This is a genomic window from Mycoplasmatota bacterium, from assembly GCA_018394295.1.
Classification (GTDB): Bacteria; Bacillota_I; Bacilli_A; order Haloplasmatales; family Haloplasmataceae; genus JAENYC01.
Window position 1 is genome coordinate 200,462 of the sequence record CP074573.1, and the last position, 15,012, is coordinate 215,473.

The following is a 15,012-nucleotide window of genomic DNA, read 5'->3' on the forward strand; positions in this document are numbered from 1 at the left end:
CTAGTTCAAAAAATTTAGGAGATGATGAAAATGGTAAGAAAATACATTGGTAAGGTGTTTAATAAATTTAAGAATAGTAATGAAACCAAAGATATGAACGATAAATTTGATAAATCCACATTTAAATCAGAATTCAGTTATTATGAAAGTCAAACGAAAAATATATTAGAATCAATTCAATCTGGTAATCAAATAAATCTATATCCAGCTTATATGTTATTATTAGGTACAAGAGATTTCAAAAAAGAAATAATAAAATATTTTTATAGGGTTATTGAAACAAATAATTTATTTAAAATAGAAGAGTCATTTAGATCGATTATAAATTATACATATAATCAAAATTACTGGTGTGAAATTAGTCCAACTAATCTTATTGATGAGCGTTTTTTTGATACGGATGAAAAATTACTTTTATTAGGATTAAGTTCATTTCATCGAAATGGCTATTTTCGTGAAAAAGCATTAAATGAATTAATTGAATGTAATACAGGTAAAGAATTAAAATTCATAATATTGCGATTACATGACTGGGTTGATAAGATAAATAAGATTGCTATGAAATATTGTATACAAAGGATTAATCAATCTAATGTTGAAGAAATTTATAATTGTCTTCCATATTTTCTGAAATTGTCTGAATTCAAAAGATATAATCATCAAATAGTTTTAGAAAAAGTTAATCAGCTTTTTAAACAAGATGTAAATTATCATTATATTTTAAGAGGATTACAAGACCAAAACATAAAAGTTAGAAAGTATTTCTATTATTTATATTTTGAAAAGGAAAACCCAAACTTAGATAGATTTGTAAATTATTTAAGCAAAGAAAAAGAACCTTATATTAAATTCATAGTTCTTATTAAATTATTTGAAATATTAAATAAAGAAGAAGTTATGGACTATTATAAGTATTTTATTCATGATAAATATAGTAGAATAAGATCGTTTATTATTTACAAACTTCATCAAATAAAAGTTGAACAATTAGAAAATATCATCTATCCTTTTATATTTGACCATAGTATATCGATAAGAATATATGTGAGACAGTTATTGTCAGAAATAGATAATTATAATTTTGTTGATGTATATCGATCTGAATTAATTAGAAATTCAAAAGAAGTTTATGGAAGCATATGTGGGTTAGGTGAGATAGGAAATAAAGATGATATTTCACTAATTGCTAATTATTTAGAAACTAGTAGTATAAAAATAGTTAAAGCATGTTTATATTCAATTGCTAAGTTAGATTATAAAAATAATAAAGAGATATACTTGAAATATATAGCGGATGAAAGAATTGGTATTTCAAAGTATGCTTATAAACAGATTAATGAACACATATATGATTATTCTGATAATGAAATATATAGTATCTATAATAATACCAATTTAGATCATGTAAAAATGTTTTCAGCTTCATTATTAACATGTTTTAGTAAATGGAAATCTTTAAGATATATACTTGAATTAATATCAGATAAAGATGAATATATCTATTCTTTATGTAAAGAATCACTTCAAAGTTGGATATATAACTTTAATAAATCTTTTATAACACCTAATAAAGCTGAAATTAATAAAATAAAAGAATTAATGATAATGAATCAAAATTTAATCTCGAAAGAACAAATTGAGTTTCTGTTATTTTCATTAAATGATTAGTAGAAATTAAATAGCAGCGTTGATATTATATCTAAAAAATTAAGTTTTTGATTTATTAAACACCAAGGACCTTTTTTCTTTGAAAATTATCTCAGATACTTTAGATGTATATGAGGGGATTCCATTGTACAGAGAATCAGTGAGTCCTGAAGTTAATGTTGGACAGTTATTCCTTAATGGTAAGCCTTTTAAAAGTGGTACGAAAATAACTGAAAATGGCATCTATACTTTGAAAGTTGCTGGAGTTCATTATTATAAAAATATATATTTTGTTATTGATAAACCCAATTATAAAATTTTATATATTGGAATAGGGTTACTTTTATTGGTAAGTATTAGTGGTATCTATGTGATAAGAAATTTTAAAAAAAATCAAATAATATAGAACAACTTAACTAAATGGTTGATGAAATACATATGATAATAAACTCATTTTTTTCTCCTACTCAAATAGATATAAAACAATATCCCATTTACTTGTATTGTATTAATATGATAATATTATTAATGAAAACTAATATACGAGGAGTGGAAATATGAGAAGCAAAATATTTAGTCTTTTAGCAATATTATTTTTAGTAAGTACTTTGTCAGGATGTAAAGGAGTAGAACAAAAAAAGGAAGAGAAGTTAGACGAGTTGACAAGTGAAACTACAACTGAAGATATAACTAGTAGTGAAACATCAACTAAAGAAGAAGAACCAATAGATCTAGGATTTGAAGTGGTTAACAGTGATTTTAATATGGATTGGAATTCAAGTAGATATGCCAGTATGTTATTTGAACTGACTCCAGAGTATTATTTAGCAAGTTTTTATGATAGTAATAATCAAAACTGGGTATTAAATTCACTTGATGAAACAGGTAATTTACTTGATACGTCAAATGTCAATTATTTAAGTATAATAAAGAATTATGGTGAAAAAGGTTTACTTTATTTGATGAGAGAAAATGATGAATATAAAACGAAAAAAGTGAATAAAGATGGAGAAGTTTGGGAAAAAGAGGGATACTTCAGACAGAGTGATGTACATTTCTCTACGCAAGATGGTGGTTATATCACCAAGCTTGTTCAATATGATAATAAAACAAATAAAAGCAATGCTTATTTAATAAAGTTAAATAGTGAAGGTAATTTTGTTTGGGAATTAGGTCCTTATAATCAAGTAAGAATGATTAAGGAGTATGAGGATGGAAGTTTCTTATTTCAATATTCAAACAAAGACTTGATTACTCATCTTGTTAGATATAACGCTGAGCTTGAACAAGTTATGGATATTGAGATACTAGAATTATTGGAAAATAAAAAGCTTAAGCTAACAGAGAATTACATTTTTGTTCACGTAGTTATTAACAATAAACAACGAATTCAATGTTATGACTTAGATGGTAATTTACAATCAGAATATACCAACTCTAATCAATTTAGTTTATTAACATATGATGATAATTTTGTTTATTTCTTAGAACATGAACTAAAGTACGACCCAAAACCTTATATGGTAAGTACTATTAATCGCTTGGATAATTTGGGTAATAAGGAGACGTTACCTAAATCATATGATAAGCTTAAGATTATGAAACACTATCAAGATGGTAGTATCTTGCTTTCCTATGAAGATCCAGATTTAAACTACTTAAAGTTAACAAGTGATGGTCAGGTTGTCTATGATAAAAAAATGGTTAATGAAGTTGATAATTCAAATTTCTTCTTCATTACTCAATTGATACCTAAGGATCAAGGAGTTATGTATCACTATCAAAAATCAGTTGGGAGCCTAATCGGAAAATTAGATGCTAATGGTGATAAAGAATGGGAAATCCAAGCACAATTAGATAGCTATTATTTAATGGATGGGATAAATGATGATATTTATATCTTCTATGATGAACCAGAAAGTAATATAGAATTTGCGCATCATAATAGTCAAGGAGAATTAATCAATAGTATAACACTTAATGGTAATATTGAATCGATTCAAAATTTTAAAGTATTAGAAAATGGCAATATTGTTTACACTTTACTAGGTCTTGATAAGGAGTATTTAGTAATTTTATCACCTAGTGGTCAGACACTTTATAATCAAGAGTTAAAAGGGTATATCTATAATAACTTCGGTGATCATAAAACTTTCTTTACTATTAATGATAAAGGTGAACAAGAACAAGTTACTTTAAAATACGATGCTATTGGTTTTATCAGTTTTCAAAGTAATTATTATTATTAAAATAAATTTTATAAAGTATTAATAAACCATACACTGTTTTTGCCTCTTGATTAACAAGGATTACTATTTTCTACATAATCCATATCATTTGTAAAAAAATGGTAATATATTTAACTATAAAGTAGATTTATTAAAGTCTTTGATTTATAATGAAATCAAGGACTTTTTTATGCAAAAATTGACAATTTCAGATAATGAAATTAGATACTGGTTTTGTAGTAATTATTCTAAAAATAGTCTTGATATAATATTTAATTTACAGGGGGAATATATGATGAAAAATAGTCTTAGAAGTTTAAGTTTTATCGTTATGGTTTTCTTGATTTTATTAATAACAGGGTGTAGTCTAATTGATAAAAATAATAAAGAAGACACAAGCGAAGTTAATACAGATTATAATACAAACGAAACTAATACAACTACAGATACTGATGAAGAAACAAAACTAATTAATAAATCTAAAAAATTGTATACTAAGGATATTGCATCTGAATATGTTATTAATGCAAAAACATTAGATACTTACAAATATAAAAATGATCAAGCTGTATCATATGTAAATATTTCTGAGTTTATTAAGTTTATGGATGGTGGAATTATCGATTTAAATATTACTAAAAGTGACGTAATGACAATTTCCTATACGTTTGATGTTCCAAGTGAATACCAACAAATCTATGGTGAAACATATTCATATGAAATGACTATAGATGCTGAAAATGAAGTCATATCATATAATGACTTTGATATGGTATCCAGTATAAATGCTCCAATGTTAACTCAATATAAAACTGAGTTAGTTGTTTCTGATATAGATTTAATAGAGGATGATCCTTCAGTAGAGATTGACTTAAAACTATATAATCTGGATATAGTACTTTTTGAAGATGGATATTATATCCCTTTATATCTCGCAAATTTATTTTTTACAGGATCATATATTAATGTTTATGAAATGAGTAATAACATTTATGTTATAGATGACTTTTCTGATTTTAATATGTTATTTAATGCTTTTAGGAATGATCGTACTAAAAAAGTTTCTGATATAAGTTCTCATACAAAGAATTATTTAGCTCTATACTTTGATTACTTTTATGGTTTAAAAGACTATAAAAATATTGAAACCTATAGAACTGTTTTAGATGATTATGACTTTGAAAAAAATACTTTTAAGTCACTACATAAAGAACTAGAAAGCTTTATCAAAAGTCAAAATGATTTACATACTGCGTTAATTTCAACTGGTTATTTAGATAAATTTTTTAGACCAAGTAGCACTCAAAGTAATAAATTATCTAACTATGTGACAGCTTACACTAACAATCAATGTATATTGAGAAAATCTGAGTTAGATTATAAGAATTATGGAGATACATTCGTGATTGAATTAAATCAATTTACACTAGACACTAAAGATCTTTTAAAACCAGCTATGGAAGAAGCAAAAAAATATGATGATATTGTTATTGATGTAAGTTGTAATCCAGGTGGTAATTTAATAGGTGTTGTTGAATTACTTAGTTACATGACAGATGAGAAAATACCTGTTTCCTATATAAATCCAGCAACAGGTGGAAAATTTATTGAATATTATGAAACAACAAACAATGTTTTTCTAGATAAAAATTTCTATGTTTACACATCGCCTGCAACTTTTAGTGCAGCTAATTTATTTACATCTATCGTAAAAGATCAAGAATTAGCAATAATTTTTGGGGAAAAAACAAGTGGCGGAGCCTCTGCGATTACCTATACAGTTTTACCTGATGGTGCATTAATTGTCAATTCAAGTAATTTGACTTTAATTAACAAAAATGATGAAGTAATTGAAGATGGAATAGATGTTGATATAAATTATAATAACCAATTCGATTGGTATGACTTGATTGGTGATTTAAATAATATGCTTCCATCATCATAAAACACAAAGATTAAAATATTGGGTTTGAATTTCTTAATTACACAACAAGAAATGTAATAACACATCACAGAAACTATGGAGGACTAGGAGGGTGTTATATCGGTTCAGTAAAAATTAGTTATTCAGGAATTTTGATGTCGTATTGTAGAATATTATGTATTTCTAAATGGAAAACCTTTTGAAAAGTACAAAACAATTTTAGAAGTATATTATATTGATTTTTTGTTTAATATTTAACAAAAATACTGATCAGTGATGATATCCTATCAGCTAATCAAAAAACGATAATATATTTAAATATAAAGTAGATTTATAAAAGTCGTTGACTTTCTAATGAAATCAAGGACTTTTCTGTGCATAAGATAATAATTTTAACAATATTCATGATATTATATTTTAATAATTTACAAGGTGGGAAAATATTTTGAAAAATAGTGTGAGAAGTTTAGGTCGAATAGTATTGGTAGTATTTATTTTTTTACTTTCAGGGTGTAGTTTGATTTATAAAACTAATACTGAAGAAACAAAGGTAGTAGATGTGACTACTGAAGACACAAAGGTAGATGATACAACTACAGAAGTTACAACAACAGAAACTGAGATTGTGGAAACAAAATTAATTTCAAAATCTAAAGAATTGACTGCTATTGATATTGCTTCTGAATATGTTATTAAGGCTAAGAAATTAGCAACATATACACATAAAGATGATTTAGCTGTTTCATATGTTAATATTTCTGAGTTCATTAAGTTTATGGATGGTGGAATTGTTGATTTAAACATATCTAAAAATGAGATTATGACAATTTCATATACTTTCGATATTCCAAGTGAACTTCAACCAAATTATGATATAACTTATACCTATGAAATGACGATAGATGCTGAAAATGAAGTCATCTCATATAATGACTTTGATATGGTCTCAAATTTAAATGTTCCTATGTTATCTCAATATGAAACTGATTTAATTATTTCTGATATAGAAGTATTTGATGATGATCCTTCAGTTGAGATTAACTTAGCATTATATAATATGGATATCGTTCTTTTTGAAGATGGATATTATATCCCTTTATACCTTGCAAATTTGTTTTTCACAGGAGCAACTATTAATGTATATGAAATGAATGATTATATTTATATAATAGATGACTTTTCTGATTTAAATGAGTTATTTGACGCTTTTGAGATAGATAACAGTAAAAATGTTTCTGATATAAGTCTTTATACGAAGAATTATTTAGCACTATATTTTGATTACTTTTATGGTTTAAAAGACTATAAAAATATTGAAACCTATAGAACTGTTTTAGATGATTATGACTTTGAAGAAAAAGATTCTTTTAATGAGTTATTCAATGAACTTGAAAGATTTATCATTAAGCAAAATGATTTACATACTTCATTAATTTCAGCGGGATATTTGGGTGAAGATTACACACCAATAAAGCCTAAAAGTAATAAACTATCAAAATACATAACAGCTTACAAAAACAACCAATGTTATTTGAGAGAATCTGAGATATCTTATAGATCTTATGAAAATATATTTGTTATTGAAGTAAATCAATTTACACTAGACACTAAAGATCTTTTAAAACCAGCGATGGAAGAAGCAAAAAAATATGATGATATTATTATTGATGTAAGGTGTAATCCAGGTGGTAATTTAATTGGTGTTGTTGAATTACTTAGTTATATGACAGATGAGAAGATACCTGTATCATATATAAATCCAGCAACAGGTGGGAAAATTATTGAATATTATGATACAACTAACAATGTTTTTTTAGATAAAAATTTCTATGTTTACACATCTCCTGCAACCTTTAGTGCTGCTAATTTATTTACATCAATTGTTAAAGATCAAGGGTTAGGTATAGTATTTGGTGGAAAGACAAGTGGGGGAGCCTCTGCGATTATTTATACAGTTTTACCTGATGGCGCACTAATTGTTAATTCAAGTAATTTCACTTTAATAAACAAAGATGGTGAAGTAATTGAAGATGGAATTGATGTTGATTTAAATTACAGTTATCCAATAAGATGGTATGACTTGATTGATGATCTAACTAATATCTTTGTTGACTCTTCAGAAGTTGTAGTTTATAAAAATACTGGGAAGAATTCTGTTGCTTATGATTTTGACATAGACAGAAGTTTAAATGGTTTTGATGTAATCAACTATATACTGTCAGTATATGACTATGAAACAAATGAATTATTACATAATGTGCTATTCACATCTGATGATTTTACATACAATATGTCTAAGGGAGAAGGTAATGTTGCCTATAAAGTTGAAGTTTCTGTTGAGTATAATATTACGAATCGTGAAATAGAAAAGGAAGAAATAATTTTTACTGATATTATTGATGACCATTCAAATACTTTTGATTTATATGCTACTGAAATTCCAATAGGTGAGAAATTTTATGCTTATTCCTACGGTGTTGATGATAAAGATGCATTTAAGTTTACAGTTTCTGAAAGTGGTTTATATAGAATTGAATTAAATGAAAATAAACTATATAGTCATAGTATATTTGATGAAAAGGGTAATTTAATTGGAGAGGGATGTGATTTTCAATTAGAACCAGGTGTTTATTATTTAGTGGCATCTATTCATGATGTTGGAGATTATTCTATACAAGTTAGAAAACGTATAATTAGTTAGATGTAAGATAAATAAGTTGCTAGTGAACAAATACATGATGTAAATTAATAATTTATGAATTTATTAAAAAATTTATATGAGGGGGATATTATATGTTAAACAAATCTTATCAAAAAATATTATCAATGAGTTTAGAAAAAAATATTTGGTTCTTATTATTAGGAACATTTTTATTGCCACTATCTAGTATTGTCATCTTAATATTAAAAGTTATTTATATTCTAAAAGTTGAGAATGATGAAAGTTCACATAGATGGATTTCTATAGATCCAAGTTCATCAATATTTTATATTGCATTATCACTAGTTCTTGTGATTTTATGGGGACTTATTAAAATGAATCTAAATAAACAAAAGGAAGCTTCATCAACATTTTTACATAGTCTGTTTAAAGTTATGTTGCTGGTTAATGTATTTTCATTTATAATAAAAATCTCTAATTTTTTACATTTCCATTTTGAAACATCTTTTAAGATGATGGGATTTAAGCGTTTATTCTTCCAATTGACTGACTTAGTTTGGTATCTTTATATAATAATATTTTTAATCGTTCTTGTTAGAAGCTATTCAAAAAAATATTCAATTGCAACATTATTAGTATTAAAAGAAATTGGTATAGTAACTTCAGCAATATATGTAATCACTAATATCATAATACCAGTTGCTGAGTTTAAGTTCATCAATTTTTCTAATGATCAACTGTTTTTCTATTTTGAATTAGAAAGTATTATTTCAATATTAATTTCGATACCACTATCTATTATCTGGATACTATGGATAAATAAATATGTTTATTTTCATAATATATTTATTAATGAGGATGAGGATATATCTATAGAACCTGATAAATCATCTATTTTTACTGATAACCAAAGATATTTAAATAATAGTTTAAGTAAATATGGAATTATCGCAATCGCTACTGGTGCTATCACATTAAGATTTGGTGTTATTATCTATCTATTGATACAATTACTAAAAAAACATTCTTCTTATACACATAGCATTTTTTATACCTTGAATAAACTTCTAATTGATCCATGTATGATGATCTTATTTTTTGAGATGATTATTTATATATGGATAACAATTCTTGTTTTCTTTAGTAAAAAGAAACTTACATTGACTCCATTAATAACTCTTTTCATTCTCTATTGTCATTCATTGTTAGTTTCTATTATTACATTTCTTTATATTCGCCTAAGATATATGAATTATTCATCATTAGATAGCCCATATAAATACCTTTACATTCAACTTATACTATTCTTATTCTACACAGGCTTTATAGGGATATTGGTTTGGCGTTATCACACTTATATTAAACCACGAGTAATGAAGATAGCTTGTGTTAGTTTTGTTATTACATTACTTGCTAACTTAATTTTTTCTATAACCACTCATCAAAATACTAATATGGGGATAGTTAATAATTTAATGAACTTACCTGGATTCAATATGAGTATAGTTATCGTTTCAATATCAAATGTAGTTATATTTTTATTTTGGATAGTATTTGTCATCTTCTATTATCGTGAAATTAATCTTAATAAGGATATTACTAATGAATCGGATACTCTAGGTAGTAGTGTTCCTTCAGAGTAAATTGAATATAACTTATAATCATAGAACAGATGTAGTTTAAGTGGTAATACACATCAAGTAGTGAGATAAAAGGAGTGTATATTATGAAGGCTCTAATAACAAAAAATACGATAAAGCATGATTTAAAGCAACTTGGGGTATGTCCTAATGATGTTTTAATTGTACATTCTTCACTAAAAAATATAGGTAATGTTGTAGGGGGTCCCGTATCTATTATCTTAGCTTTAGAAGAGATAATATCAGAACAAGGAACTTTGGTAATGCCTACATTTACTGAAAATTTATGTCTTCCTGATGATGAAAATGTCACAAAAGAAGAATTAGGTATAATCAAAGAAAATATGCCAATATTTCATAAGGATTTAACGCCTGTAGATAAAGTTAATGGATTTCTTACTGAAGTATTTAGAAAACAAGATGGGGTTTTTAGAAGCAATCATCCGCACTTATCCTTTGCATCTTGGGGAAAATTCGCTAAAGAAGTAGTTGAAAATCACAATTTTGATTATGCTATGGGTGAAGATTCGCCACTTGGTAAGATATATAAACTGAATGGAAAAGTCTTACTTTTAGGATCACCTAAAGATGCTGTAACAGCTTTACATTTATCAGAGTATAGTGTTAAAAAATTATATAATCCAGGAAAAAAATGGCAAGCAAAGGTTTTAAAGGATAATAGGGAGCAATGGATTGAGTATACAGATGTTGATAATAACAGTGATTATTTTCCAGATTTAATTGATAACTATATATTGAAAAACAATAACTATAAATATGGAAAAGTAGGTAATGCAGACTGCTTTTTGTTCCCTTTGGTAAGTTTGATTGATTTTGGGAAATTATGGCTTGAAAAAAATCGATAAAAGAGTATCATATTAAATATACTTATGTGAATAAATTGAGATAATGTAATGGAATAGAATTAAAACAAGAACAACTCAAATGGAATTTTAAATAAAAAGCATTTATTATATTAGGTAAAAAAATCAGCGAGCAACTCTTTCGCTGATTTTTATGATTATCTAATATTAATTACCTGACCTGCTTCTAAGAATTGTGGATTTAGTTCGATTAAACTTTTTAAATTTAAATTAAACTTTTTTAATATTGTATCTAATGTATCACCTTGTTGAATAGTGTATGTTTTAGCTAATGGAATATTTATATTTTGATTAGGAGCTAATAATAATGAATTAAAATCATTATAAGATTTAATCATTTCGGGTGTTACACCATAAGTTTGTGCAATGCTATTAAAACTATCATTTTTCTTTGTAGTATATGGAAAAAGTTGCATACCGTTAGGTGCTTGAGTAGGAATGAGTAAAACCTGACCTGGATAGATAGTTGTTGAATCTAAATTATTGTATGTAATAATATCATTGGGTGTTATATTATATTTTTGAGCGATTTGATATAAATTATCTCCTGACATTACAACATATTCTTCAGCTTGGTTTTGATTATACCGCTGATTGTTATACATAGATTCCCCCCTTAATTTCTTATATATTATCTTATGATTTTAGTTTATTTTTGCTTAGGCATTTGAGGAGGAACCCTTTAATTTAATAACAACAAAATCTTATAAAAATACATAAATTGTTTTTTGATGTTAGATGTTATAATTTTCTTATAATTGATTGTATTAACTGAGTAAATTTACTTTTTACCATATTAGCTACTTCTATTACTTCATCATGACATAATGGTTTATCTAAAATACCACAAGCCATATTAGTTAAACAAGATATTCCAATGACTTTTAATCCAGCATGAGTAGCTACTATAGCTTCTGGGACAGTTGACATACCAACTGCATCGGCACCCAATACTCTTATCATTCGTATTTCAGCTGGAGTTTCATACGTAGGACCACTCCACCAAGCATAAACACCTTGTTGAATCGGAATATGTTCCTCTTTTGCTATATTCTGAACAAGTTGTCTTAAATCTTTATCGTAGACATTAGATAAATCAGGAAATCTTGGTCCTAAATAATCATTATTTTTTCCAATCAATGGATTTGTTCCAACCAAGTTTATATGATCAGAGATTAACATTAAATCCCCAGGTTTGAAATCTGTATTTACAGCTCCACATGAATTAGTGATTATTAAATGGGAAACACCTAGTTCTTTCATAACTCGAACTGGAAATGACACCTCATCTAATGAATAGCCTTCGTAATAATGAAATCGTCCTTTCATTGCGATAACAGTTTTATCTTTAAACTTACCAATCACAAGTTCATTAGCATGCCCAATCGCAGCTGATTTAGCGAAATAAGGAGTATCACTATAAGGAATGACAATTGAATCGGTTATTTCATCTGCTAAATTACCTAATCCAGATCCTAATATCAATCCAATGGTTGGTTTGTGTGTTGTTTTACTAGAAATGAATTCTTTAGCTTTTAAGATTTGACCAATATTATGCATATTTTTACCTCCGTAAATTTAATAATATCATATATTTAATAATATATATTATAGCATTATTTTATATTTTTAAACATTCTTTGTTTAGGTGTTTAATAATTGTTATGATTTTTTGACAAAACAAAAAAAGATATACTTGATTTTCATCGGTATATCTTTATTAGATATAAATACTAGTTATTAATATAAGATAATTTCATGTATCATAATTAAAATAAAAATGATATTTATTATAGACATAAACCAAATTAAGAACCAAAATAATGCTTTAAATTGATTTTTTTTAAAATACAATGTTAATTTAATAAATAAATACATCAGTATTGGAAATAAAATAAAGATTATAACTTGCCCACTACTATAATCAATCATAACAACTAACCTCCTAATATATTTAGGGATTTCTATAATCGTCACCCTGTATTATATCATATGTAATCCCAACTGACCACAAAATATCTATTATATACTTCGAATAATTTAATTTCAAGTGAATAAATGATAATAATTGTTAAAAAGTGGATAAACTATTTTTGCAAATCTATTGACAACGTATATTCCAATTGGGTAATATAATGATGTAGAGCATTACCAAGCAGTAATATAGGAGGTTGTTATGAACGAAGTAGAAATTTTCAAATTATTATCTGATGAAAATAGATTCAAAATATTTACACTATTATTATTTGTAGAATTGTGTATTTGTGATTTAGAAAAATTCTTAAATATGAAACAAGCAAACGTTTCAAAACATATGATGAAATTTAAAAAACTTAATATTGTTAATACACGAAAAGAAGCACAATGGGTATACTATTGTTTAAGTGAAGAATTTATTAAGAAAAATTACCATTTAATAAACTTTATTAAAGATAAAGTATTAAAAAATAAAGAGTATTGTGTATTAATTAATTCATTGAATGAAAAACAGAATTGTAAAGTATAGGAGGACAAAATGAAAAAAGTAGCATTTGTATGTATTCATAATTCATGTCGTTCACAAATGGCTGAAGGTTGGGCAAATCAATTAGGTAAAGAAGTGATAGAAGCTTATTCAGCAGGAACAGAGAATTATCCTGAGGTTAAACCATTAGCTGTTAAGGTAATGGAAGAAGCAGGAGTTAATATGTCAAATTATCATACTAAATTACTCTCTGATATTCCAAATGATATCGATATATTAATTACGATGGGGTGTGGCGTTGAATGCCCATTTGTCCCATGTAAACATAGAGAAGATTGGGGATTAATAGATCCTTCTGGAGGACCAATTGAAAGGTTTAGAGAAACTAGAGATATAATTAAAAGTAAAGTTGTTGAATTAATTGAAAGAATTAATAAGGGTGAATTATAATAATGGAAAATAGAAAACAGGGCATTGGTTTTTTTGAAAAATATTTAACCCTTTGGGTTTTATTGTGTATGATTGTAGGTGTTTTAATCGGTAGATATATCACTATAATACCTAATTTCTTAGCACAGTTTGAATATGCTCATGTCTCAATTCCAATCGCTATTTTAATTTGGTTAATGATTTATCCCATGATGATGAAAGTGGATTTTCAAAGTGTTAAAAATATTAAGAAAAGTCCAAAAGGTCTATATATAACATGGGTCACAAATTGGTTAATTAAACCCTTTACTATGTTTGGTATTTCTGCATTGTTTTTCTATGTTATCTTTAGTGGATTTATTAGTCATGATTTAGCGACAGATTATTTGTCAGGGGCAGTATTACTAGGAGCAGCGCCTTGTACAGCAATGGTCTTTGTTTGGAGTCATTTAACAAAAGGTAATCCTGCCTATACAGTTGTTCAGGTTGCTACCAATGATTTAATAATCTTGATTGCATTTGTCCCAATTGTCAAATTTTTGTTAGGAGTGACTAATGTTATAGTACCATGGGAAACGTTAATCTTATCTGTTGTATTATTTGTAGTAATCCCTCTTATAGCTGGTATTCTAACGCGAATATTAGTAATTAAAAGTAAAGGTTTAGATTATTTCCAAAATAAATTTATTCCTAAATTTAATCATGTTACTATAATTGGTTTACTATTAACATTAATCATCATTTTCTTATTTCAAGGAGATGTAATCATTAATAATCCACTACATATTGTTTTAATCGCAGTTCCGCTTATTATACAAACATTTTTAATCTTCTTTATTGCATATTTAGCAAGTAAGAAAGCGAAGTTACCTCACAATATTGCAGCACCTGCTGGCATGATCGGTGCATCTAATTTTTTTGAATTATCAGTTGCAGTAGCAATTTCAATCTTTGGAGCAACTTCACCTGTGGCACTTGCTACTACAGTAGGTGTGTTAGTAGAAGTACCTGTCATGTTAACACTTGTTAAAATCGCAAATAAAACGATACATTGGTTTCCTAAAAATTCATAAGTTAAACATTTGTAATTATATTAAAAACGTTTATTATTTATTTTATCAAAACAAAAGGCTA

At 26.4% G+C, this 15,012-nt stretch carries 13 protein-coding genes; 10 read left to right on the top strand and 3 right to left on the bottom strand.

Annotated features, from left to right (window positions below; all coding sequences use genetic code 11):
* Positions 1-30: 30 nt before the first annotated feature.
* The 7 genes from KHQ81_00925 (at position 31) to KHQ81_00955 (ending at position 10,967) form a co-directional block, all read left to right on the top strand.
* Positions 31-1,668, top strand: a complete 1,638-nt coding sequence (locus KHQ81_00925) for a hypothetical protein (protein QVK18311.1) — start codon at positions 31-33, stop codon at positions 1,666-1,668.
* Positions 1,669-1,747: 79 nt separating this feature from the next.
* On the top strand, positions 1,748-2,053 hold the full coding sequence (locus tag KHQ81_00930) for a hypothetical protein (GenBank protein ID QVK18312.1): 306 nt from the start codon (positions 1,748-1,750) through the stop codon (positions 2,051-2,053).
* Between the two features lie 151 nt (positions 2,054-2,204).
* A complete protein-coding gene (locus KHQ81_00935; protein QVK18313.1) occupies positions 2,205-3,896 on the top strand; it encodes a hypothetical protein in 1,692 nt (563 codons plus the stop codon).
* A 274-nt stretch (positions 3,897-4,170) separates the two neighbouring features.
* Positions 4,171-5,820, top strand: coding sequence for a peptidase S41 (locus KHQ81_00940; protein ID QVK18314.1), 1,650 nt, complete (start codon positions 4,171-4,173; stop codon positions 5,818-5,820).
* 424 nt (positions 5,821-6,244) lie between these two features.
* On the top strand, positions 6,245-8,500 hold the full coding sequence (locus KHQ81_00945; GenBank protein ID QVK18315.1) for a hypothetical protein: 2,256 nt from the start codon (positions 6,245-6,247) through the stop codon (positions 8,498-8,500).
* A gap of 92 nt (positions 8,501-8,592) precedes the next feature.
* Positions 8,593-10,104 carry a hypothetical protein gene (locus KHQ81_00950; GenBank protein QVK18316.1) on the top strand — a complete coding sequence of 504 codons (1,512 nt, stop codon included), beginning with the start codon at positions 8,593-8,595 and terminating at the stop codon, positions 10,102-10,104.
* 83 nt (positions 10,105-10,187) lie between these two features.
* Entirely contained in the window at positions 10,188-10,967 is a 780-nt protein-coding gene (locus tag KHQ81_00955; protein QVK18317.1) for an AAC(3) family N-acetyltransferase, read from the top strand.
* A 155-nt stretch (positions 10,968-11,122) separates the two neighbouring features.
* Here KHQ81_00955 and KHQ81_00960 read toward each other — a convergent pair whose 3' ends face one another.
* The 3 genes from KHQ81_00960 to KHQ81_00970 all read right to left on the bottom strand — a co-directional run bounded on the left by KHQ81_00960 (position 11,123) and on the right by KHQ81_00970 (position 12,917).
* Entirely contained in the window at positions 11,123-11,590 is a 468-nt protein-coding gene (locus tag KHQ81_00960) for a LysM peptidoglycan-binding domain-containing protein (GenBank protein QVK18318.1), read from the bottom strand.
* Between the two features lie 136 nt (positions 11,591-11,726).
* Positions 11,727-12,545, bottom strand: a complete 819-nt coding sequence (locus KHQ81_00965) for a purine-nucleoside phosphorylase (GenBank protein QVK18319.1) — start codon at positions 12,543-12,545, stop codon at positions 11,727-11,729.
* A gap of 180 nt (positions 12,546-12,725) precedes the next feature.
* Entirely contained in the window at positions 12,726-12,917 is a 192-nt protein-coding gene (locus KHQ81_00970; protein ID QVK18320.1) for a hypothetical protein, read from the bottom strand.
* A gap of 244 nt (positions 12,918-13,161) precedes the next feature.
* On the opposite strand from KHQ81_00970, the gene KHQ81_00975 reads away from it, so the two are divergent.
* Genes KHQ81_00975 through arsB form a run of 3 tightly spaced genes read left to right on the top strand, consistent with a single transcriptional unit; the run spans position 13,162 to position 14,951 of the window.
* Positions 13,162-13,491 (top strand): winged helix-turn-helix transcriptional regulator, encoded by a 330-nt coding sequence (locus KHQ81_00975; protein ID QVK18321.1) that lies wholly within the window; start codon positions 13,162-13,164, stop codon positions 13,489-13,491.
* A 9-nt stretch (positions 13,492-13,500) separates the two neighbouring features.
* Positions 13,501-13,899, top strand: coding sequence for an arsenate reductase ArsC (locus tag KHQ81_00980; protein ID QVK18322.1), 399 nt, complete (start codon positions 13,501-13,503; stop codon positions 13,897-13,899).
* A gap of 2 nt (positions 13,900-13,901) precedes the next feature.
* Positions 13,902-14,951, top strand: coding sequence for an ACR3 family arsenite efflux transporter (gene arsB, locus KHQ81_00985; protein ID QVK18323.1), 1,050 nt, complete (start codon positions 13,902-13,904; stop codon positions 14,949-14,951).
* Positions 14,952-15,012 lie beyond the last annotated feature (61 nt).